Annotated in this window: 18 protein-coding genes; 7 read left to right on the forward strand and 11 right to left on the reverse strand. The window is 34.6% G+C overall.

Features of this window, described 5'->3' with window-relative positions:
• Nucleotides 1-62: 62 nt before the first annotated feature.
• The 6 genes from metG (at nt 63) to GQ46_RS08695 (ending at nt 8,086) form a co-directional block, all read left to right on the forward strand.
• Nucleotides 63-2,123, forward strand: a complete 2,061-nt coding sequence (metG, locus tag GQ46_RS08670) for a methionine--tRNA ligase (RefSeq protein ID WP_044400612.1) — start codon at nt 63-65, stop codon at nt 2,121-2,123.
• A gap of 1 nt (nt 2,124) precedes the next feature.
• Nucleotides 2,125-3,540 carry a hypothetical protein gene (locus tag GQ46_RS08675; protein ID WP_156133131.1) on the forward strand — a complete coding sequence of 472 codons (1,416 nt, stop codon included), beginning with the start codon at nt 2,125-2,127 and terminating at the stop codon, nt 3,538-3,540.
• A 252-nt stretch (nt 3,541-3,792) separates the two neighbouring features.
• Complete coding sequence (locus GQ46_RS08680; protein WP_044400619.1) at nt 3,793-4,263, forward strand: lipocalin family protein; 471 nt, start codon at nt 3,793-3,795, stop codon at nt 4,261-4,263.
• A gap of 4 nt (nt 4,264-4,267) precedes the next feature.
• Nucleotides 4,268-4,975 carry an OmpA family protein gene (locus GQ46_RS08685; RefSeq protein WP_044400622.1) on the forward strand — a complete coding sequence of 236 codons (708 nt, stop codon included), beginning with the start codon at nt 4,268-4,270 and terminating at the stop codon, nt 4,973-4,975.
• 84 nt (nt 4,976-5,059) lie between these two features.
• On the forward strand, nt 5,060-7,180 hold the full coding sequence (locus GQ46_RS08690) for a Tex family protein (protein ID WP_044400625.1): 2,121 nt from the start codon (nt 5,060-5,062) through the stop codon (nt 7,178-7,180).
• Nucleotides 7,181-8,086, forward strand: a complete 906-nt coding sequence (locus tag GQ46_RS08695) for a histone deacetylase (RefSeq protein ID WP_044400628.1) — start codon at nt 7,181-7,183, stop codon at nt 8,084-8,086.
• A 722-nt stretch (nt 8,087-8,808) separates the two neighbouring features.
• Here the strand turns inward: GQ46_RS08695 and GQ46_RS08700 are convergent.
• The 3 genes from GQ46_RS08700 to GQ46_RS08710 all read right to left on the reverse strand — a co-directional run bounded on the left by GQ46_RS08700 (nt 8,809) and on the right by GQ46_RS08710 (nt 13,565).
• Nucleotides 8,809-9,186: a hypothetical protein gene (locus GQ46_RS08700; protein ID WP_044400632.1), complete on the reverse strand. Its 378-nt coding sequence runs from the start codon at nt 9,184-9,186 to the stop codon at nt 8,809-8,811.
• 66 nt (nt 9,187-9,252) lie between these two features.
• Nucleotides 9,253-10,701 (reverse strand): DUF5689 domain-containing protein, encoded by a 1,449-nt coding sequence (locus GQ46_RS08705; RefSeq protein WP_044400635.1) that lies wholly within the window; start codon nt 10,699-10,701, stop codon nt 9,253-9,255.
• A 38-nt stretch (nt 10,702-10,739) separates the two neighbouring features.
• Nucleotides 10,740-13,565 (reverse strand): carboxypeptidase regulatory-like domain-containing protein, encoded by a 2,826-nt coding sequence (locus GQ46_RS08710; RefSeq protein WP_044400637.1) that lies wholly within the window; start codon nt 13,563-13,565, stop codon nt 10,740-10,742.
• Nucleotides 13,566-13,708: 143 nt separating this feature from the next.
• Here GQ46_RS08710 and GQ46_RS08715 point away from each other — a divergent pair, with 143 nt between their 5' ends.
• Nucleotides 13,709-14,764 carry an endonuclease gene (locus GQ46_RS08715; protein WP_044400640.1) on the forward strand — a complete coding sequence of 352 codons (1,056 nt, stop codon included), beginning with the start codon at nt 13,709-13,711 and terminating at the stop codon, nt 14,762-14,764.
• Nucleotides 14,765-15,456: 692 nt separating this feature from the next.
• Here GQ46_RS08715 and GQ46_RS08720 read toward each other — a convergent pair.
• From GQ46_RS08720 to GQ46_RS08755, 8 genes are all read right to left on the reverse strand, one after another.
• Nucleotides 15,457-15,717: a Txe/YoeB family addiction module toxin gene (locus GQ46_RS08720; protein ID WP_044400643.1), complete on the reverse strand. Its 261-nt coding sequence runs from the start codon at nt 15,715-15,717 to the stop codon at nt 15,457-15,459.
• Nucleotides 15,718-15,966: a type II toxin-antitoxin system Phd/YefM family antitoxin gene (locus tag GQ46_RS08725; protein ID WP_044400646.1), complete on the reverse strand. Its 249-nt coding sequence runs from the start codon at nt 15,964-15,966 to the stop codon at nt 15,718-15,720.
• A 904-nt stretch (nt 15,967-16,870) separates the two neighbouring features.
• The gene (locus tag GQ46_RS08730; RefSeq protein ID WP_044400649.1) at nt 16,871-17,305 is read right to left on the reverse strand and encodes a hypothetical protein; all 435 of its coding nucleotides are present in this window, start codon (nt 17,303-17,305) and stop codon (nt 16,871-16,873) included.
• 104 nt (nt 17,306-17,409) lie between these two features.
• On the reverse strand, nt 17,410-20,043 hold the full coding sequence (locus GQ46_RS08735; protein WP_044400652.1) for a TonB-dependent receptor: 2,634 nt from the start codon (nt 20,041-20,043) through the stop codon (nt 17,410-17,412).
• Nucleotides 20,044-20,210: 167 nt separating this feature from the next.
• Nucleotides 20,211-21,854, reverse strand: coding sequence for a glucose-6-phosphate isomerase (gene pgi / locus GQ46_RS08740; protein ID WP_044400655.1), 1,644 nt, complete (start codon nt 21,852-21,854; stop codon nt 20,211-20,213).
• Nucleotides 21,835-23,184: a peptidoglycan DD-metalloendopeptidase family protein gene (locus tag GQ46_RS08745; RefSeq protein WP_044400658.1), complete on the reverse strand. Its 1,350-nt coding sequence runs from the start codon at nt 23,182-23,184 to the stop codon at nt 21,835-21,837. The genes pgi and GQ46_RS08745 overlap by 20 nt, the downstream gene beginning before the upstream one ends.
• Nucleotides 23,142-24,065 (reverse strand): tryptophan 2,3-dioxygenase family protein, encoded by a 924-nt coding sequence (locus GQ46_RS08750; RefSeq protein ID WP_044400661.1) that lies wholly within the window; start codon nt 24,063-24,065, stop codon nt 23,142-23,144. The genes GQ46_RS08745 and GQ46_RS08750 overlap by 43 nt, the downstream gene beginning before the upstream one ends.
• Nucleotides 24,065-24,853, reverse strand: coding sequence for a DUF3108 domain-containing protein (locus tag GQ46_RS08755; protein WP_044400663.1), 789 nt, complete (start codon nt 24,851-24,853; stop codon nt 24,065-24,067). The genes GQ46_RS08750 and GQ46_RS08755 overlap by 1 nt, the downstream gene beginning before the upstream one ends.
• Nucleotides 24,854-24,902: the final 49 nt, after the last annotated feature.

The following is a 24,902-nucleotide window of genomic DNA, read 5'->3' on the forward strand; positions in this document are numbered from 1 at the left end:
CCTAAAGAGATAATAGAATTGGTATAAAATCCTTAATTTTACGACTTCAAAAGATTCATATAATGTCGAAAAGATATACGATTACTGCTGCCTTACCATACACCAACGGACCAATACATATTGGCCATTTGGCAGGTGTTTACGTGCCTGCAGATATTTACGCACGCTATAAAAGATTAACAGGAAACGATGTGGCTTTCATTTGTGGAAGTGATGAACACGGCGTTCCTATTACTATTAAAGCTAAAAAGGAAGGAGTAACGCCTCAAGTGATCGTAGACCGCTACCATAAGATTATAAAGGATTCTTTTGTTGACTTCGGAATTACTTTTGATAATTATTCGCGTACCTCTGCAAAAATTCATCATGACACGGCTTCAGAATTTTTTAAAACCTTATACGACAAGGGCGAATTTATTGAAGAGGTCTCAGAACAATTGTATGATGCTCAGGCCAATCAGTTTTTAGCAGATCGCTTTGTCGTTGGCACCTGCCCTAAGTGCGGGAATGAAGAAAGTTATGGTGATCAATGTGAAAAATGTGGAACGAGCCACAATGCAATGGATTTAATTAATCCTAAATCGGCAATCACAGGAAATGTGCCAACATTAAAAGAAACAAAACACTGGTTTTTGCCATTAAATAAGCATGAGCAGTTTTTAAAAGATTGGATTCTTAAAGGTCATAAGAAAGATTGGAAATCTAATGTCTACGGACAAGTAAAATCATGGATCGATGATGGTTTAAGACCCAGAGCGGTAACACGTGATTTAGATTGGGGCATCCCCGTACCTGTACCAGGTGGCGAAGGCAAAGTGTTGTATGTTTGGTTTGATGCGCCTATTGGTTACATCTCAGCAACTAAAGAATGGGCTGCGCGTGTTGGTAAAGATTGGAAACCCTATTGGAAAGATGAAAACACGAAGCTAGTACACTTTATAGGTAAAGATAATATTGTATTTCACTGTATTATTTTCCCAGCGATGTTAAAAGCTGAGGGATCCTATATTCTACCAGATAATGTGCCTGCAAATGAATTTTTAAATCTAGAAGGCAATAAATTATCAACCTCTAAAAATTGGGCCGTTTGGTTACCAGAATACCTTATAGATTTTCCAAATCAACAAGATGTCTTGCGTTATGCACTAACGGCAAATGCTCCAGAAACTAAGGATAACGACTTTACTTGGAAAGATTTTCAGGCGAGAAATAATAATGAGTTGGTGGCCATTTTTGGAAACTTTATTAATCGTGTTGTTGTGTTAACTAACAAATATTATGAAGGTCATGTTCCTGAACCCTCCACCTACTCATCAATAGATGAAGAAACTCTGGCGGCAGTTAAAGCCTACCCTTCTGTTATTGAAAGCTCCCTAGAACGTTACCGTTTTAGAGAAGCGTCTCAGGAATTAATGAATTTAGCAAGACTTGGAAACAAGTATTTGGCAGACGAAGAACCATGGAAATTAGTAAAAACAGATGAAGCGCGTACACAAACCATTATGTATGTTGCGCTTCAAATAGCCTCTGCTTTGGCAACCTTAAGCGAGCCGTTTTTACCCTTTACCTCTAATAAGTTAAAAAACATGCTTTGTCATGCGGCACTGGATGCAGAAGCGACTTGGGAAGATCTTGCTACAAAACAAGTCCTGTTACCTGCTGGTCACAAAATAGGTCAAGGCGAACTCCTCTTTAGTAAAATTGAAGACGAGCAAATACAAACACAACTGGATAAATTAGAAGCCAGTAAATTAGCAAATGAAGCCGCCAATAAAGTACTAGAACCTCAAAAAGAGACGATTACTTTTGATGATTTTACAAAACTAGATCTGCGTGTAGGTACTATTCTGGAAGCTGAAAAAATGCCAAAAACCAAAAAACTTTTAGTGTTAAAAGTAGACACAGGTATTGATGTACGCACCATTGTGTCTGGTATTGCTGAAAGCTTTTCACCAGAAGAAGTAGTCGGTAAAAAAGTAACTGTATTAGTGAATTTGGCACCAAGAGCACTACGTGGCGTAGAAAGCCAAGGCATGATTTTAATGACCGAGACTGCAGAAGGCAAATTGGTATTTGTAAACCCAGATGATGCTAATGTTACTAATGGATTACATATTAGCTAATATGAAACGCCTCTTACTAGTGTTTGTTTTCATCGTAAGTTTTGAAGCCACTTCGCAAGAGGTATGGATTGGCTGTGATATTAATTCGCAAACCACCCAGTTTACACCCAACGAAGTATTACCCATTGCAAACAAAACGACAAACGAATTCGCTCTTATTTTCAAAAATAGAAAATATATATTTGGCTATTTATATGATGATCAAAACAGATTAAAACAAACGATTAGTTCTATAGCAATTCCTAAAAAAGCAGATTTTCTAATAGGAACAATCTATAAAGATGACACGTATTCTTTATACTTTAGCAATACATCCAAAACAAAATTTAGTCTTGTTACGATAAATTTTAAAACTAAAAATTTTAAAACTATAGAACGCATAGGCCTTGATTTAAAAAAGGAAAAAGTTATAGACTTCCTTGTTGATGACAACGAAATAAACATTTTAACGGCCACTAAAAAGAGTTCAATATTAAAAACCTATCAATTAAATACTGATGGTTATGTAGGTTCTCAGACATTCGATTTATCTCACGAAAAAATTATGAGTGATAAAGGTTGGGAGTATAATATAGCTGACCTCATCTTTGGAAACCCTAATTTCTCAAGTGTGAAAACTATTGAAAACGGGGTTCCAAATGCTCTTGAAAAAACCAATGCTTTCACGAAAATATATTACAAAAAGGGACAATTGAAGTTAACTAACAACCTTTTTAATAAATACACTTACATTATTAATCTCAATTTAAAAGAGGCTTCCCATTCATTAGACGTATTTGAAAATGACGACTATAACGAAAAGTTCTATGGGGCAAATTCTAATTCTTATATCTTCAAAGATTATTTTTTCAATATCTATTCTAATAATAAGAAATTAAATTTCAATGTTTATAATTTAAGCTCAAAAGCACTAATTAAATCTTATGAAATCGACAAAGACCAACCCATTGCATTTAAAAATACTCCAATAATTCAAGAAGGTGGTGAGTTTGATAGTTATCGAGAACTAGAAAAAACATCTAAATTCTTAAGAAAAATTTCTGGTTCTAAGATAGGCATCACGGCGTACGAAAATGATAACGCTTTAATTGTTACTCTTGGCGCTAGTGAGAAAAGACAGTCCAATAAAATAATAATTGGCACCCTTATAGGCGGAATAGGAGTTGGTATTCTACTTTCAGCATTCGACTCCTATTCCACTACTAAATCTACACGAATTAATTGTTTATTTACTTCAGATTTTGAGCACATACCTGGTAATATTCCTTTAAATTCTTTTGATATAATTAACCATTTTATTGAAGAAAAAAAACTACAAGACGCTCCATTGCAATCTGTTTTTATTCACAATGACAACTACATATGGGGTGGTTTTAGCAAAAAGACGGGTGTTTACACGCTTTATAGATTTAAATAAGATTATTTCAAAAAGCCTCCAGTACTCCCTTAATATAAGTCGCAGACAGGTAATTAACCTAATTGTTATTATCTTAATGCATTAAATATCAATTTTTTATAATGGCTTAGTGTTTTCCTGATGCTATTGAGCACATATAGACGTCGTATAACACACACTTAGTTAAAGTTTTGGTAATTGGATTTTATTTAATAAAACCTCAGTTTAAAGACTGTACTTTTAACTAAACTAATATAACATTAATTCAAAATCATGAAAAAAATAATAACCATTTTAGTGGTTGCACTGCTGTTTAGCTGTGGTGCTTCAAAGACAGTAAGACAGTCAAAAAACACCATTAAAGGACAATGGGTACTCAACGCCATCAATTACAGTGAAGCGGGTACTTACAACGTCACCATATTCAATGATGCTTCAAAGCAATGCTTTGAGCAAAGTAAATGGCAATTTATCCCAAATAATAACACAGGGATATACAGCATTGCAAACACAAATTGTACAACTGGAGATAGAAATTTTAATTTCACTATTCAAGAGATAGACGAAACTACAGGCTTGTATCATTTCTTATTAAAACCAACCGATGCTAAAGGCAATAGTGAAACCAATCAAGGTTTTAGATTAAAACTATCTCAACTTTCAGAGATGAGTATGCAGTGGCAACAAACTGTATCTGTAGATGGAAAACCATTTACAATTAATATGAACTTTTCAAAACTATAAAAACATGAAATTAATAATAAAAAAATCAATCATAGCTTTATCTGCTTTACTTTTAATAGTTAGCATGTCGAGTTGTACCGCAATAAAAAACGCAAACAACAAACAAAAAGGTGCCGTAATTGGTGCGACTGGTGGAGCCGTTTTAGGAGCCATCATAGGTAATAATGTAGGCAAAGGTGGTAATGGCGAATTAGGTGCTGTTATTGGCGGTGTAGTAGGTGGAGGTGCTGGTGTATTAATTGGTGCAAAAATGGACAAACAAGCTCAAAAAATTGAAGAAGAAATCCCTGGAGCTCAAGTTGAACGTATAGATGATGCCATCGTTATTACTTTTGATGAAAACAGTGGTGTGTTTTTTGACACTGCTAAGTATAATGTTAATGCTGCTTCACAGGAATCACTTAACAAATTGGTAGGTATTTTTAAAGAGTACCCTGACACTAACATTTTAGTTGTAGGACATACAGATAGCGTTGGTTCAGACGAAGCAAACATGACCTTATCTAAAAACAGAGCCTATGCCGTTACAAGCTATCTTACAAACAAAGGCTTAAGTGCTTCAAGATTTACTACGAATTGGTTTGGAGAATCTCAGCCAATGCATGACAACAGCACAGCTGAAGGTCGCGCAAAAAACAGACGTGTAAACGTGGCTATTTTGCCAAATGAAAAAATGATTGAAGATGCCAAAGCGCAGTCTGGAGAAAATTAGAAATCTTTTAGTTTTTCTTCGGAAAATTAAACAGAGTTAAATATATTACAAGACCTTATTAAGTTAAAAATAAGGTCTTTTTTTATGCTTTTAAAATACATACAATTACACACCCAATTATCTGATACTTCGATTAAAAATACCGTTGCTTTATTAAACGAAGATTGCACCATCCCCTTTATTTCGCGCTATAGAAAAGAAGCGACAGGCAATCTAGATGAAGTACAAGTTGGAGATATCGTTAAATACAAAGAACAGTTTGAGGTGCTGGAAAAACGTAAAGCTACTATTTTAAAAGCTTTAGAAGATCAAGGTGATATAACTGAAGCACTAAAAAGCAACATTGAATCGGCCGCTGATTTAACGACGCTTGAAGATCTCTACCTACCCTTTAAAAAGAAACGAAAAACGAAAGCCGAAACGGCTCGTAAAAATGGGTTAGAACCTTTAGCGAAACTAATCCTCTCGCAAAATACTAATGACCTCGAGTCTATAAGCTTTAAATATATAAAAGGAGAAGTAACAACAACGGATGACGCATTAGAAGGTGCAAGACATATTATTGCAGAGTGGATTAACGAGCGTACAGATATTAGAAACAACCTTAGAAATCAATTAGAACGGCATGCGCAAATAACAACTAAAGTTGTTAAAACAAAAGCTGAAGACGAAAAAGCTCAAAAATTTAGAGATTATTTTGATTGGACCGAAAGCCTAAGTAGAATACCTTCTCATAGATTATTAGCCATTTTAAGAGCTGAAAACGAAGGGTTCATTAGGGTGAAAATTGAAATTGATGACATTAAGGCTTTAGAAAATATAGACCGAAAAATCATTAATTCTAATAATGCCTGTGCAGATCAATTAGAACTGGCTATTAGTGATGCTTACAAACGTTTATTGTTTCCTTCTTTAAGTAATGAAGCCTTACAAAATGCAAAAGAAAAAGCAGATGCCTCTGCGATAACCGTATTTTCTAAAAATTTAAAACAGTTGCTTTTAGGTTCTCCTTTAGGTGAAAAGCGCATATTGGCCATCGACCCTGGCTTTAGAACAGGCTGTAAAGTGGTTTGTTTAGATGCACAAGGCGCACTATTACATAACGAAACCATTTATCCGCACCCACCAAAAAGCGACAGTATTGGTGCTATTAAAAAACTCGCGTCTTTGTGTGAGGCCTATAAAATAGAAGCCATTGCTATAGGAAACGGCACGGCTTCTCGTGAAACCGAGGCAATCGTTAAAAAAGTACCGTTTAAAAATGAGGTTCAAGTGTTTATAGTTAGTGAAGCCGGCGCAAGTATTTATTCGGCATCAAAAATAGCACGCGATGAGTTTCCTAATTACGATGTAACCGTTCGCGGCTCGGTGTCTATTGGTCGTCGTTTACAAGATCCATTAGCAGAATTGGTTAAAATTGATGCCAAATCTATTGGTGTTGGACAATACCAACACGATGTTGACCAGACGAAATTACAAAAATCACTAGATGTCGTCGTTGAGAATTGTGTGAATGCAGTGGGTGTAAATATTAATACAGCGAGTACCTCTCTTTTGAGTTATGTCTCTGGTATTGGGCCAAAACTGGCCGAAAACATCTTTAATTATCGCAACGAAAATGGGAGTTTCAAATCTAGAAACGATATTAAAAAAGTATCCCGCTTAGGCGGAAAAGCCTTCGAGCAAGGGGCCGCTTTTATGAGAATAAAAGAGGCTAAAAATCCATTAGATGATTCTGCTGTGCATCCTGAAAGTTATAAGATCGTGGAAAAAATGGCTAAAGATGAAGGCGTTTCGGTTTCTGATTTGATTGGAAATAAAACCATTCTTCAAAAGATTGATTTAAAAAAATACAGTACAGCTACCGTTGGTTTACTAACATTAGAAGACATCATCAAAGAACTTGAAAAACCAGGTTTAGATATTCGTGAAGCAGCCAAAGTATTTGCCTTTGATCAAAACATAAAAACCATCACCGACTTACATACGGGACAATTACTGCCTGGCATCGTGAATAATATTACTAATTTTGGCTGTTTTGTTGATATTGGCATCAAAGAAAGTGGCTTAATTCATGTCTCTAATCTTTCTGATAGTTTTGTTAAAGATGTAAACGAACATGTAAGCTTACAACAACAAATACTTGTAAAAGTGTTGGAGGTCGATGTGCCTAGAAAACGCATTCAATTAAAGTTGGAGCAATAGATGCTAAAGATCGCTTATCATCCTGCGTACGCTCATCCTCTACCAAAAGGACATCGCTTTCCAATGTTAAAATACGAATTGCTCCCACAGCAACTCATTCGTGAAGGCACCTGTACAGATGACAACTTTTTCGAACCAGAATACATGCGTAATGAAACGCCAATTTTAGCCGTTCATACGTCAGAGTATTTTTACGATTTACTCAATATTACTTTAGATAAAAAAGTGGCGCGAAAAATTGGGTTTCCTTTAAGTGAAGATTTGGTAGCACGTGAAATCACTATTGCCGATGGCACGATTAAAGCGAGTGAATTTGCCTTAGAACATGGTATAGCCATGAATATTGCCGGTGGCACTCACCATGCCTTTACCAATAGAGGAGAAGCGTTCTGTATGCTTAATGACCAAGCCATTGGTGCGAGATATCTTCAAAATAAAGGGTTAGCCCAACAAATTTTAATTGTGGATTTAGATGTGCATCAAGGGAATGGGACTGCCGAAATCTTTACCAATGATTTATCTGTTTATACTTTTTCAATGCATGGGAAAAATAATTACCCCTTTAAAAAGGAACAGAGCGATTTAGACATTGCTCTAGAAAATAATATGGATGATGACGCCTACCTCTCTATATTACGAGAAACACTTCCAAAATTAATACGAGATATAAAACCAGATTTCATCTACTACTTATGCGGTGTCGATGTTATTAATACCGATAAATTAGGCAAATTGGGTTTAACTGTCGCTGGTTGTAAAGCCAGAGATGAATTTGTTTTACACCTTTGTAAAACTGAAAACATTCCAGTGATGTGTAGTATGGGTGGCGGTTATTCTCCAGATATTAAAACCATTGTTGAGGCACATGCCAATACCTTTCGTTTAGCGCAAGACCTCTTTTTTTAAAATCGCATCAATTATCCAACTATACGCTATTTCGCCCGATTATTACATTTCATCTTGAAAAAGAAGCACTTCGTCGTATATTTGACTAAGTAAAACGATAATACCTTTGCTTTTAAATAAGACATTACAGCATACTACTACTTATGGTATAATAAATAATTAGTGAATCCCTAAAACTGATTATAGTTTAGTTGATTAATAGCGATAAAAACCACTTGACACCCCTCAAGTGGTTTTTTAGTTTTGTTCATTTATCTATATAGCTTGCATAACTTGCATAAAAACAGATTATTCCTAAAAGCGATGGTTATCCAAAATTGTGGTCAAATGTATGTTGGAAAAATTCAATATTATTAGTCGAATGCTTCGATGCTTGCGCATGACTCTGATGCTTACTAAGGCAAGTGTTACAAGTTTCACATAAAGAAATCAGCACATACGTTTCACTTAGCCTATAGACCACTCAAAATTAGAATAATGATCCAACCATACGCTATTTCGCCCGATTATTACATTTCATCTTGAAAAAGAAGCACTTCGTCGTATATTTGACTAAGCAAAACGATAATACCTTTGCTTTTAAACAAGACATTACAGCATACTACTACTTATGGTATAATAAATAATTAGTGAATCCCTAAAACTGATTATAGTTTAGTTGATTAATAGCGATAAAAACCACTTGACACCCCTCAAGTGGTTTTTTGATTTTGTACATTTATTTATAAGGCTTGCATAAAAAGCAGCCCCATCGCAATTGCTAGAAAAGGGAGTGCATAAAGGAAAACCAGATTATATTGTGGTGTTTTTATTTTATTAAACTTCGCGTTCATCACCTTTCTGGTTTGTCCGCTGTAACCCATCCAGTTTTTATAATGAACCCCTATAGAAAGTAAAACAAATAGAAACCATGCTTTACCACTAGATAGGGTATCTACATACATCTGACTTGCAAATGCCGCAAAAAAACAACCTAAGAGAAACAATAAGCTTATTTGAAGCACAGAAGTATAAACTAAAGCTATAGTGTTTGCTTTTTGCTTAAAGCGCCCTTTATAATGCCCGAAAATAAAGAGGTATATTTTATCGAATACTGTCATGGCTTAAAAGTAAAAAACCTGCTAGAATAACTAGCAGGTTTTTTCGAATATAATTTTTGTATTGTTTTATTGTGCGTCAATGCTTATTTCATCTAACTCATACGTTCCATCAAATCCTGATTGGCCACTACCTGTATATTTAAAAGCAATATGAATGATTCCAGAACCACAAGAAAGGTCTACGTTCTCAGAATCAAACCAAGCTCCAAAAAAATCTGAGTCTTGTACAATGTAAGCTGCTGGTAAAATACCCCAAGTAGCAGATGCTATATTAGCCTCGGTACCGTCCCAGTCTGTTGAGAATAATAATTCCATCTCACTACCATCTGCAAAACTATTTGAAGTCTTAAAGTTAATTGTTACACCACTATTGGCATCTAAATCCACAGCAGGAGTAATTAACCAAGCTATTGAACTCGCGTCATTAGAATTGAAGGATCCAACTCTAGCAGAACGTCCTAATGAAGAATTAGTTCCAGTTTGTGTATACGCTTCCCATCCTTCTGTACCTGCTTCAATAAAGTTAGTCCAACCGTTGCCAGTGATTAATGTATTATTGGTTTGCGATTCAAAATCGTCATTAAACAAATTTGTAGTTCCTGTTACTGCAGCTATACCACAATCTAATTCTATAGGATCGCAACGTTCTGGATTATTAAAATTCACATCATCTGTACTATTAATAACAATCACATTAAAGTCGTCTCCAAAATCTCTGCTCAAAATCCCTTCAATTGAACCTCTTAATTGCGGAACTGGCTGCGATTTAAAATCTGCGAAAGTACTTGTTTGTATTAAAATAGTAGCATTCGTCTCACAGTTTTCTAATGTTCTAAAACCGTCAAATTGATCAGACACTTCTCCTGCATAAGTTAAGTCCAACTCTGTTCTATTAATTTGCATGTCGTTTAATTTAATAAACGTATTTAAATCTTCTGTAGTAAAATCATTAATAGTAACTTCTTTAGGTATTATAGTAGCAACTTCTTGATCTCTAATAACAAAATCTTTATATTCAAATGGCTCCAGCTGATCTAAACCATTTCCATCTGCTTTCCCAATAGAAAAAACGCCGTTAGATAAACCGATAGCTAAACCGTTTAGCTTCACGTACACTTTTCTTCCAAAGTTATAATAGTTAGCTAAATCTCTTTCGTTAATTTCTATTTTTAAACCACGTCTTTCATCTCCGTTAGCATCATTCTCATCAGTTGAATTTTGAATGATTACTTCTTCGAAGAAATTCCCTGTTGCGTCACTAGACACCACATAGCCTTCAATATATAGCGGTGCATCAAATTCAGTTGAGAATACACCTACTTGATCTCCATCAGCAACGGCATCATTATATCTTGCTATTACTGCTGCAAAAGTAGTTTTTGTTCCTAAACTAGAAACATCTACTGCTGGCACTAATACTTCTGGTGTAGCATAATCGTCATTTTCTACACAAGATGTTATAAAAAGCATAGCTACTAAACCTAGTATTAATGCAAAAAATTTATTTGTTTTCATAATTTTATGTTTTAATATAATATTTTCTTTTTCTTTTTTTAAAATCTGTAATATACGTTTACAAAGTAATTAGCACCTCGTCCATAAAAATATCTAGAACCGAATACTTGTTTAGGGTTTTGAGCATCTTCTTTTATCGCTCTGTAGTCTGCTGTACGCCCTTGCTCGTAACCACCTGTTCTGTATACTTTATCCAGAATATTACCAACACTAGCAAAGAAACCTACGAACTTATCACCAATTTTCCAAGATTTTCCACCTACTAAATTTACAACCATGTAGTCGTCAAATTTTTCCTGCTTCAACAATTCTCTTGCAAATTCAGGATCATAGTCTGTGTATGGCAAACCGTCTGTATCTTGATAAAACCGTGTAGAACGCGCTAACGGACTAATGTCTACATACGTATTTGTAAAGTAGTTAGCCGTTGCACCAAACCACCAATAATCGGGATCACGATATTCGAAACCTACAGAATAAGCCCCTTGTGGTCCGCCTGCTACTCTGTAATCTTTAAGTGACGTTTGGTAAACTGCACCTGATCTTACCTCTTCGTTTTGATTTTCATCTACGCCTAAGAAATCTTCTGAGGTGGATGTAAAATAGACTAGTGGGTTATTGTCATAAGTATATTGACCTAAAGAAGCTGCCGCCTTTAATTTAATTGTTGGTGTTACTTGCGCTTCAATTCCTAATTCTGCACCTATGTGTTTCTTATCAGTATTGGCTAAGGTTTCTTGTATAAAACCTGTTGTTGAACCTTGAGTAAAGAAAAATGACACCTCATTTGCATCTTCAATTTTAGTATAGAAACCCGTTAATCTGGCTTTTACTATTGGAGAACGAAAAATATAACTCACGTCTAGCGAAGTTGTTTTTTCTTCAGTTAAATCAACACCTTCAATAGTATTACCAAAGAACTTACCTACATAATCTTGCGCTTCTCTAGAGTTTGTATAGGTGTTTCTCAGTGTTGGTGCTTCAGTTAAATATCCTGCATCAACATCTATTAAATGTTTTCCAGAAATTTTATATGTAAATCCTGCCTTAGCACCTATCCCTGTGAACTCCAATTTATCTCCTTTTCCAGAAGAATTGTCTACACGTATACTTCCATCAGCATTTCGTAACACTTGGTTTTCATTTTTAAATAAACCGTCTCTTTGATAATCTGTTTTTGTTACACTACCTCCTAAATAAAAGTCTATTTTATTATATTTAAATTGAGCCTGTGCGAAACCAGATAATTCATTGGCATCTATTCTGTAATTATATCTAAATTTATCGCCTTCCTGAATAATCCGATCTGGATTTAATAGATCGAACTGTTTCTGGCTAAAAGCATCAACGTTAGAAGCACCAACAGTACTTCCTAACAAATCAATGACTTCTGCAAAATTATCAGACGTTAATTTGCTGTAATTTGCTGTAGCATTTAAAACGATATTGTCATTTAGTTCTGTTCTAAAGATGGTGTTTAAAGTAAGTGTTTTATCATCTGTTCTATCTTCATATAATGCATAAGCGGCGGTATCACCCCCTAAGTTTTTATTAGCGTTCGCTTGAAATAATGCTAACCAATTTAATTGCCCATCATTTAGAAATTCTTGTTCTGCTCCGTAAGCACCAGCAAAATTTGGCCCATCGTCATCGGCCAAATAATAACTTGGTAAGTTTTGGTAATAAGCAGGGCTTGGATTTGCACCTGCGGCATTATCAATACGACTGTTACCTATTTTACCAAATTGGTATCCAATGTTCGTGTTTAAAGAAGTCTTAGAGGAGATGTCCCAACTATGATTTAACATCAAGATTGGCTCTTCTACTTCTTTAATTCGTGAATTTCTTTTTTCACCATCTAAATAGCCCCAAAATTCATTATACTTAATCCCTTTTAAATCTATAACCTCTTGTGTGTTTGCTGAAGATTTACCACGACGGTTAGGTGTATATATTGAAGTGAAGTTTAAGCTATGTTTATCGTTAATCTTCTTTTCAACAGACGCAAAAAATGAATTAGAATCATATAAGGTTGCATCCTGATACCCTTCATCTCCCCAACGGCGACCCATCATTATAGTGTATGCCCAACCATCTTCCATTAAACCAGAGGCATAACTTGCCATTAAACGGTTGGTATAACTACGGTTTGAAGAAGAATAGGTGATACGTCCACCTTCTCTATAATCTGAAGCTTTCGTATTAATATTAGTCGTTCCTAAAACCCCGCCAAAACCGTAATCTGAAGGCTTTAACCCTACTGTTAGTTCTTGGTTACGTACCACATCATTCAATCCGCCCCAGTTACTCCATTGTGGTCTTCCGGTATCGAACTTATTCATTTCAATTCCGTTTATTAAAACAGAACCGTTATCTGAATCTAACCCTCTTACTCTAAAGAAAGAAGAACTAAATTCGAAAGCAGCAGTACGTTGAAAAATATCTTGTGAAGAAGATAATAATCCAGAGATATTGTCTGAACCACTGGTATCATCATTTAATTCGTCGTCTGATAAGGTAATGGTAAATAAATCAGCTTGACTTCCTCTGTCTATTTCGAGAGTCATATCCTGAATGTCTACGGTTTTGCCTTCGTTTACCACAATAGGATAGCGTTTAGGTAAAAATCCCGGTTTTGAGATTTTAAGCATTTGCTCGCCAAAGGGCACGGGTTGAGAAAATTTAAACTGACCCAAGCCATCGGTTTTTTCAGTTTGTCCTGTTTCTTCAACAGTAATGGTAACGTCTGGAATTGGCTCATTTGTAACAGCGTCTTTAACACTTCCTTTTACAACAGTATCTTGAGCGAAAGCTGTAAAGATTGAGCAGATTCCGAATAAAAAAATAAAAAAACTTTTTTTCATGTCTGAAATTATAGTTAATAATAGTTTTGTGTGCCGTAAGTATTTAATATTTAAGGCGTGCAAAGTTACATTTTTTATAATAAATATTTACTTTTGGCAAGCCTTTTGAATTAGAGGTAACAAAAACATAACTTACAAACTAAATGAAACACCTAAACACTTGGCTTGCAGCCCTTTTAATAGTTGTCTTTTTTAATGCAAACGCACAAGAAAAAAAGACCTTTAAAATTCATACTGTAGCTTTTTACAATCTTGAAAACCTATTTGACACTATAAATGATCCAACAAAAAACGATGAGGCGAGCCCGATGATGGAAATAAAAGCCGACCGTGAGGACATCTATAAAAAGAAAGTACATAACATGGCGCGCGTCATTTCAGATATTGGCTATGAAACTGCTGGAAACGCTCCTGCTCTTATTGGCATCTGTGAAGTTGAAAATGTTAATGTCGTTGAAGATGTTGCTAATGATCCTTTGCTACTGGCTAAAGATTATGGCATTGTGCATTTTGAATCACCAGACCGGCGTGGTATTGATGTCGGCTTAATGTATCAAAAGGCCTTGTTTCAACCCATTTCTAAAAGTTCACATACCTTAAAAATATATGACGATCAAACCAGAAAGCGGGTCTATACCAGAGACCAATTATTAGTCTCTGGAAAATTAGATGGTGAATTAATTCACGTCATTGTTAGTCACTGGCCGTCAAGAAGTGGCGGAGAAGCCAGAAGTCGTTCTAAACGTGTTGCCGCTGCAAAATTAAACAAACGAATTATTGATTCGTTACAGGTTATCGACCCTTATGCTAAAATTATTACCATGGGTGATTTAAATGATGACCCAACAAACGAAAGTGTAAAAGACGTTTTACAAGCAAAAAATAAGAAGAGTAAAGTTAAATTAAAAGGCATATATAATCCTTATATAGATCTATTTAAAAAGAAAGGCTTAGGCACAACGGCCTACAGAGATGCTTGGAGCTTATTTGACCAGATCATGTTTACTAAACCTTTAATTGATGAAGGTTATGAGTCTTTTAAATTTTATCAAGCAGGCATTTATAATAAATACTATCTCGTAAATAAACAAGGCCGTTATAAAGGGTATCCTTTAAGAAGCTTTGCTGACGGTGGTTTCACAGATGGGTTTAGTGATCACTTTCCTGTTTATATTTATTTGATTAAAGAGGTGAAGTAATTAAAACTACACAGACTTAAATAAAAAAAGCGATTCAAGTTTGAATCGTTTTTTTTTATTGACTTAGCATAGGTTATCCACTTTACAGAACTGTTTGATAGGCTTTACGTGACTGTAAAACAATAAAAACTCCTACAGTTCTGTAAAAGCTTTCTCTTAACCTTTATTGCTCTACACGGCACGAAGTTACAAATTGCGCACAGCACTCTGCCTAGAACTGGATTTATTTGATTAAGGAAGTAAAAGAGACCAATTCTGATGAGTAACGATATACTCCTATAAAATAAAAAAGAGACTGCCTAAAAAGACTTTTAAATTTACTTTGTCAGGTTGCCCTTGTCGAAACCAATATTGACCACCAGTAGGTTAAAATATTTCGACAGGCTCAATATGACAATGAACTCGTCTTTTTAGACCGCCGCTTATTTATTACAGATATTCTATAATCCATTGCTAGGATTATAAATTAAACCATTGACGCCATGATTACTTAATAATCACTAAAGCTAAAGCGATGGTATAAAAAATAGGCACTATTAAAATAAACACTATTACGGTACGAAGTTGCAAGCTTCGCACAGCTGGCTGTGTATTTCTGCTATGATGTTATAGCTTTTGCTGAATAGGTTAGGTAGTAAATAAACCTGTTTTCCAGTGCTCTGGCGTTTTAAGAATATTGTTTTGTTTTGATTTTATTTTCCATAATGATAACGGCAAGCTGCTATGAATATTTGATCATTATCATATTTATAGACCAACCGATGTTCTGATGTTATCCGTCTTGACCAATAGCCTTGCAGATCACCTTTTAAAGCTTCGGGTTTCCCTATACCTTCAAAAGGTGTTCGCATACAACTTTTAATGAGTTCATTAATTCGTTTTACTATTTTCTTATCGACTTTCTGCCAATACAAATAATCTTCCCAGGAAGAAGTAGACCAGGTTAACTTCATTTATTCAATTAAGTCTTTTTGAACTCCCTTACCCGCTTCCAGTTCTTTGATAGATTTTAATAAAATATCTCTATTCTTTCCTGTTAACAAATAGGTCGTTTCCTTTAACGAGTTGTACTCATCCAAAGATATTAAAACAAGATCTTTACCGCTTTTACGTTTGATGACGATATCGCTCACATCGTTGACTACTTTGTCTAACCAATGCTTCAAATTTGAACGAAAGTCTGTATAATTTACTGTTTCCATAACACAAAGATATATAAACGCACTTAATTAAGTACTTTTAATTTAATATTTAACTCAACGGATAGAACTCATTTACAGCTTGGTATAAACTTTCAAGATTATTCTGTTTGTAGCTTTCCGTTGATAATATATATTTATGGACGAAACTCTATAAGGTTTTGACCTTTAAAAAAATTATAGTTTTCCTTTTTATTGAAACTTAGTATATGAATTTAAATACTGACCTCTTAACTTATATAATAATAAAAATCACACATGAGCATCGGAAATCTCACTCCAAATTAAATGGATCGAAACCATTTAAAAACTGAAATATTATGGAGAATTGATTTTATAAAATTCCTATCATTGTAAATTAATAATAGGTCACAGAATAAGTTGTAAACTTTTTTAGGACGAGACAGGTTTCCTTATTTTTCCATATTTTCTACTTGATGGCATCGATTACAAAATCCGCGCTATCGGGTTTTTCTTACTCGTAACGCCACTCGTTAAAAACGAGCGGTAGCCGTTAATTTGACATACTAGCGCCATCAGGGGGCAGTAATACCTGTAAATAAATAATATAAAAAAAGCTCTTACATCTCTGTAAAAGCTTTCTCTTAATATTTATTGCTCTACACGGCACGAAGTTCAAACGTCGCACAGCACTCTGACTAGAACTGGATTTATTTGATTAAGGAAGTGAAAGAGACCAATTCTGATGAGTAACGACATACTCCTATAAAATAAAAAAGAGACTGCCTAAAAAGACTTTTAAATTTACTTTATCAGGTTGCCCTTGTCGAAACCAATATTGATCACCAGTAGGTTAAAATATTTCGACAGGCTCAATATGACAATGAACTCGTCTTTTTAGACCGCCGCTTATTTATTACAGCTATTCTATCATCCATTGCTAGGATTACAAATTAAACCATTGACTCCATGGTAACTTAATAATCACTAATGCTAAAGCGATGGTATAAAAAATAGCGAGTGGTTTTAGTTTACCGGCAGATGTTAGTTTCTTTTTATGTTTAGAATAACCAATGGTAATTAAGGCCACTGCAATAATCATGGTTAACGGATGTTCTACCGCATTAGAGCGTAAAGCATCATTACCCATAACGTCTTTCATTGTGCTCTCTCCAAAATAATCTGCAGCAAACCACAAGACAATTCCTATTAATAACTGAATGTGTGATACGATTAAGGTGAATAACGCAATCCTGAAATCTTTAGGGTCATATTCTTTTTTACCAAAGTGTTTTATAAGCGCATTTGCAGCCGCAATAATCATCATTAAAAAGACTAAATAAGCCCAATACGAGTGCAGCATTTTTACTGTTGAAAGCATAGTTTTTATTTTATAATTAGTTTAGAAACAAATGTAGTAATTATTAGGCATAAAAAAACCGCTTCATAAATGAAGCGGTTTTATGACTAAATAATTTTTAGTGATTAGAAATTATAACGCATACTAACGTTCCATGTTCTTCCATAACCTAATCTTACACCATTACTAACATTTACTCCTTTATAAGTTACATCTCCTTCTTCTGCATGTATATTAGTTCTCGAATTTTCAATATAAACTTCGTCAAAAAGGTTATTGATATTAACTCTAAACTGTAAAGAATTTTGAGCTTCCTTTCCTAACAACCACTTGTAAGACATACCAAAGTCTACAGTATCATAAGATGGTAGTTTAATAGCACCTCTGTTATCCTCTTCTTCAAACTCATCCGCTCCAAAAGTAGCATTACCATATAAATTATCATATTGATTCCAGTTAGCATCTAACTTAAAGCGTGGTAATATTTCGTAATCTGCATTTACTCCAGCTGTAAATTGTGCTGCTTGGCCAATTTTAACACCATCAATATAGCTCTCATTTCCAGTTGATATTACATTACCATCCTCATCACTTCTAGTCACCGTTACATTTCCATCATATTCCCAATTTCCTACAGAAACATATCCATTTACATTTAATTTATCAAATGGTTTAGTAAACACTTCTAATTCGATTCCTGAGTGAACCTGTGTTAAAGGACTTGTTTGATCAAAAGCATCAAAAAGACCATCAGAAGGATTAAATGCCGGGTCTGTAGAAGGAACAGAAGTATTAATTGGCAATCCATTTGCTCCCAATGTATCCTCGGCACTGTATTCTATTCTATCATCCCAGATAGTATAATACAGGTTTAAGTTCGCCGAAATTCTATCACCCAAAAATTTATAACCAGCTTCAAATCCAGTAATCTTTTGATTAGTATCTGCAAGAGGATTTAATTGATTTCCACCTCTATCATCTACGAATAAATCACTATGGTAAGGTTGTCTTGAATAATATCCTGCGTTTACAAAAACAATATTACTTTCATTTATATTATAAGCACCACCCAATTTAACATTGAATCCTGGATTTGTAACTTTTTCAGAATCTTCAGATTGACCTTCATTAGCTGCGTTTAAGAATTCTGTTCTTACGTGTGATTGAGAAGAGGCAGATCCTTGAAAGAATGCAGAAAACTCATCATTAGAATACTCTAATTGACCAAATACGCCTGCGTAATTGATTTGTTCTTCGTAGTCGTAACCAAAACGCTGTGCATGATCATCGTTTGGATTAAAAGTAACATCCCAAGGATTGACACCTCCGTAAGCATCTGTTAATTCATATGAACCTCCATTGTATACACTAAATGCTGAAACAGAATCTACAGTTATAAATTCTCTAACATCTCTAAAGTGAACCCCATTATATAAACGTACATCTGCTCCAAAATTTAAACTTAAATTCTCATTTAAATCTGTGCTAAAATTACTTACCAAACCATACCAATCATGGTTATTGTTTGACCCTCTTGCATATGTAGGAACAGAGCGATCACTACCTGTTCTAGTAGAAGCAAAACTACCTCTACCCAAAGAGCCATATAGTACTGTAGAAAGCGATGATTTTTCGCTAAGATCCCAATCCCAACTTAAATTGGCAACTGGTTTGTGATAAATGTTTCTACCTCTTGGATAATTTCCACTTTGTAAAGTATTAGGACTATTTACACCCGTGAATGCATCATTATACTTTCGTCCTTCTCTTAACAATGTTTCCAAGTCAAAAAAGCCAGCTGTTGCGTGCCATTGTGGTGCTCCAGTAAGTAAAAAGTTAAAAATGTTCTTCTCATTCGGTTTATATCCAACAGATAAAAAATATGTTTGGCCTTGACCGTCTGTATCCTCCACATAACCATCACCTTGCCAATGACCTAACATTCCAGAGAATGCCCATCCATTTTCCATAATACCAGTTGAGTAAGATGCTGTTGTTTTAATATAGTTATCATTACCAACCAATGTTTGAAATGAACCGCCTTGTCTTCTGTCGATAGTTTTAGTTACTATGTTAACCGTACCACCAACTGAAGATATTGCTAACTTAGAAGATCCAAGACCACGTTGTACTTGGACTGCTTGAGCCACATCTAAAACACCCGACCAATTAGACCAAAACATTCTTCCATCTTCAGGACTATTAATTGGTTGACCATTAAGCATAAATGCCGTATTAGATTGATCAAAACCTCTCAAGAATAATTGCCCTTCTCCAAAACCACCACCTTGAACAGATTGTACTGAAGGGGTTGATTTCAATATTTCTGGTAAATCTGAATTACCTGTTTTTTCTTGAATTTGCTTAGACTTAATAGTAGAAACGGCTATTGGCGTTTTTCTTCCTTCTGCTACATCAATAACTCCTTTTCCAATAATAATAATCTCTTCTAAAGAATTATTAGACTCAAGAGTCAATCTTCCAAGATTAGCATCTCCATTAAAAGGAACCGTTAGCGAACCGTACCCTACGTAAGAAATTACTATCTCACCTGAACTCGATTGTGTTTGTAATGTAAATGTTCCATCAAAATCTGATGTTGTTCCATTAGTTGTTCCTTTTTCCAAGATATTGGCTCCTGGTAAAAGTCCATTAAATTCAGTCTCTGCTACAATACCTTTTATCGTGCTTTGAGCCATCGTGATTGCAGAGCAGAATAATGCTACTGCTAAAAACAAAAATTTGAATGTGTTCTTCATTTTATTAGATTAAATTTTTTTTAATTTAAATTTTCGGCAAAAATACGCATTATTAAGGTTTATACATTAACTTAATGTTAACATATTACCTTTTTACAAATGTAATTTATAATTGCCTGAAAATGAATTAACAAAAAAAAACCTATTAACAGGTTTTTTAACAATTTTTATCTTATTTTTTTGTAGAATTCTAAAAGATTTTGAGTTGAGCCATCATGATTCGCAGTTGTGTTAAAGTCGAATTCATTTAATATTTTACTAGCCAATTGTTTGCCCAATTCCACTCCAAACTGATCGTAGCTAAAAATGTTCCAGATAATGCCTTGCACGAAAATTTTGTGCTCGTACATGGCAATAAGTGAACCTAGGCTTTCAGGTGTTAATTTTTTTATAAAGATGGAATTTGTAGGTTTATTACCTTCAAAAACCTTAAAAGGTAATACTGCTTCTATTTCCTCTTGAGAAAGATTTTGATTTTTTAGCTCCTCTAAAACCGACTCTTCCGTTTTTCCGTTTAAAAGCGCCTCTGTTTGTGCTAAATAATTTGAAATGAGTTTGTCTTGATGGTCTTTATTTCCATAAAGACTCTCTGCAAAACCAATAAAATCTGCTGGAATTAATTTTGTACCTTGATGGATTAACTGAAAAAAGGCATGTTGCGCATTTGTCCCAGGTTCTCCCCAAATTAAGGTGCCTGTTTCGTAATTTACGCGTTGACCATTACGATCAATACTTTTACCATTGCTTTCCATAATACCTTGTTGCAAATAGGTTGCAAACTGGTTTAAGTATTGTGAATAAGCAATAACGGCTTCGCTTTCTGCCTTAAAGAAGTTGTTATACCAAACACCTATAAGCGCTAAAACTACTGGAATATTACGCTCAAAATCTTCATTTTTAAAGTGTGTATCCATTTTGTTTGCACCCTTTAGCAAACTGTCAAAATGATTAAAACCTACAGCTAAGCTAATGGTTAAACCAACCGCACTCCACAAAGAGAAACGGCCTCCAACCCAATTCCACATGGGAAAAATATTAGATGCATCTATACCAAATGCTTTTACTTTTTCAATATTTGTAGACACGGCAACAAAATGTTTTGCCACATCTTGTTCTGCCCCATTTTTTAAAAACCACGCTTTAATAGTCATGGCATTTGACAAGGTCTCCTGAGTGGTAAACGTTTTTGAAACAATCACAAAAAGTGTTGTTTCAGGATTTAGTTTTTTAATGACTTCATTCACATGGTCACCATCAACATTACTTACAAAATGTGTGTTGAGATGATTTTTATAGTACTGAAGGGACTCAACTACCATAGCGGGACCTAAATCACTACCGCCTATACCTATATTTACAACATCTGTAAAAGCCTTACCCGTATAACCTGTTCGCTTTCCGTTGATGATATCGTTAGTAAACACTTCCATTTTTGATTTCACTTCAAAAATTTCTGGCATTACATTTTGGCCATCAACGAGAACAGTCTCTGTTTTTTTTCCGCGAAGTGCAGTATGTAAAACGGCTCTGTTTTCAGTTTGATTAATGATATCACCAGAATAATAAGACTGAATCGCTTCTTTTAGCTTTACCTCATCTGCTAATTCTAACAATAATTTGAAGGTCTCTTCTGTGATTCTGTTTTTTGAAAAATCGACATAAAAATCTTCCCATTGTATCGTAAACGCGTTAGCTCTATTTTTATCACCAGCAAAAAGCGCTTTCATTTTTACATCTTTTACAGATTCAAAATGATTTTGTAAAGCTTTCCACGCTTTTGTTGTTGTAGGGTTAACCGTTGGTAATGCCATTTTTATTGACTTGTGTAATTAGTTTATTATCCTTGAAAAGGGTGTTTATCGTATCTTTTTCAATAGTTTCCAAAGGCAATTTTATGTTATCTAATTGCACTTTTAAAGGCTTTATAAATTCTAAAAACTTTGTTTTTAAACTATCTGAAATAGGTTTAGCTTCTGGTAGTTTTTGCTTGAAGGGATCCACTTGCTGTCCGTTTTTCCAGAAGCGGTAGCAAACATGCGGTCCAGAAGTGTTTCCTGTCATCCCTACATAACCAATAATTTCGCCTTGTTTTACAAATTGTCCCACCTTGGCTTTTCGCTTACTCATGTGCAAGTATTGCGTCGTGTAAGTGGCGTTATGCTTAATTTTTACATAATTACCGTTACCGCCACGTTTTCTAGACTCTATAACCGTTCCGTTGGCTGTGGCTAAAATTGGTGTGTTTAGTGATGCTCTAAAATCTGTGCCCTTGTGCGGGCGCACACGGTTTCCATACAACGCAATACGTCTGTTTAAATTAAAACGTGACGAAATACCCTTAAATTTAACTGGTGCTTTTAAGAATGCTCGACGTAAATTTTTAGCTTCATCACTAAAGTATTCTGTGAGTCCTAATACAGAATCCGTTTGATATTCGAAAGCATAAAACGGCTCCTTATTATGTTCAAAATAGGCTGCTTTGATATTACTAATTCCCGCATAAATACTATCATCAATATATTTTTCAGTATAAATAACCTTGAACTTATCATTTACTTGTAATCTTGAAAAATCTATTGTCCAGGCGTACACATCACTCATTTTATATGCTAAAATAACGCTAGCGCCTCGTTTCGCCATGGCTTCTGAAATATTAGAGGTGATAACACCCGATATTTCTTTTTCCACATATTTTATTGGTTTCCTACTCGTATAGGCTTTAATAGAATCCTGAAAATCAATCACCACATACTCTTCCTTATTGGGTTGATAAATAAAGCATTTTGGATTTTGAAGAGAATCATTTGAGCACAATAAGGTGTATGGTTTACCTAATTGTAATTTTGCAATATCGAAACTATCTTTAGCTTTTTCGCTTATTTGATAAATTTGCGGATAGGTAATGTTGTTGCGTTCTAATATTTTCCCGAAGGTATCACCACTTTGAATCGTATCTCTTTTAACAACATAATCGTTTAAATTGAAGCCAAATTCGTAGAGGTCTTTGGGCGCTTCAACGACCACTGTATCCGTAGTAACAATTGGTGCCTCAACGTCTTTTTTGCAACTATAAATAGCAGTTAATAATATTAATAGTATTAAATGTTTGTTCCCCAATCTTCCAATTCCTGAGTGCTCCATAAATCTGGAAAGAATATTCGTTTTTGATATTTTGGATGCATATATTTTACCCATTCGCTTCCTCCTGTTGCTTCTGCTGTTTTACCACCAATATTTAAATAATGATTGGCTGTATTATAATGTGCCATAACCCATGTAATATTGACTGTATAGTCATAATGACGCATGGCTTTAATTAAATCTTCGTCTTCTCTAACCTCTTGCGGTAATTTTTTAAAAATCGTCCACAAGTTGTGTGTGTTATAGAATTCAGCAAATCTAATAAATTCGTCTTTGTATTTCTCTTCGAAAACTGTTAATGTGTAACTTTTTTTACCTGTTTTATAATCTTTTCCTGCTGCTTGCCAGTATAAATGCTCGAAAGCATGCTCAAAAGGCGTATTTCTGTCAATAGTTTCTCGAAAACGTTTATCTATTAAATTAATAAGTTCTGTACTTGCAAATTCAATTTTTCGATATTGCGCACTTTGAAAACCACTTGCTGGCGTTAGCGTATTACGAAACTTATTATATTGCTCAACGTCCATACCATCTTTCATAACGGTAAAAGACGACGTTAACACATCGAAATAGCGGCTAATACGCATGATTTTAGTTTCAAAAAAAGCAGCGGTCATGTCTTCCTTTTTTGCCACTTGATCCATTTCCCACAGCACCATTTTAAACAACAACTCATTGACTTGATGGTACATTAAAAACACCATCTCGTCTGGCAAGGTTGTGCGTTGAACCTGAAGATTCAACAGGGCATCGGTCTGAATATAATCCCAATAATCTATGGGTTTGCTATGCAATAATCCATCTAAATGTGTATTTACATTTTGCCCCAGCTTTTGGTATTTATCAATTAGTTGGTCGGTTGTGTTTTTATCTAGACTCATTAATTATTTATAATCATTTTAAAAGGATGTTTTAGTCCTCTCCAATCTACTAAATCGGCTCTTAAAGAACCTACAGCTAAATCTGCTTTGATACGTAAAGGTATCTTATTTTTGTCTTTTGTAACCCAAAGCGTTAAACTTTCTTCTTCTTTAAACACGCGGCCAGCCATTACATAGGGTCTGAATTTTAGAGCTTCGACATCATTACCGTTATCAATTTCAATGGTTTCTTCTCCTAAATACTTCAATTTAAAACCATAATTCTCTTGATCGAAAAACATGTCTAACGTTATTTCATCGCCTACTTTTAATGCGGAAATATCTAATTTATTTCTTAAATAGTAAAATGTTGATACCATGTCTTGAATATTGGGCTTAGTATCAACCGTATTTTTAGTATTGTGCTTTTTATTAAAAACAAGTGCTTTATTATTAACTTGATCAAAGTCAATTTCAATATCTTTTTTATGACCACCTTCATCAATATTTCTAATGAATTTATAAGGTAAAAATGAATGGATATCGAAATAACTCTCATATCTGTCTTTTACTTTAAAAAACCATTTAATAGCTCCTGTGGTCCAACCTTTACCAACGACATGGAATACTGGTTTTCCCTTTAAATTAGTTTCATTAACCTGAAGCGTGGCATTTCCTGCTTTAAAGAACCCGCTATAGCTCATTTCAAATTTAAACCATTCGCCATCTTTAAAAGCTTCTTCTTTTTCTTGGGCAAGAACACTATTAACAGTGGCTACTGTAAATAATATAAGTAGTAATTTTTTCATAGTCTTTAAGTAATTAATATCAACTTAAAATGCTGACAATTATTATAAT

This window comes from Lacinutrix sp. Hel_I_90 (genome assembly GCF_000934685.1).
Lineage (GTDB): Bacteria > Bacteroidota > Bacteroidia > Flavobacteriales > Flavobacteriaceae > Lacinutrix.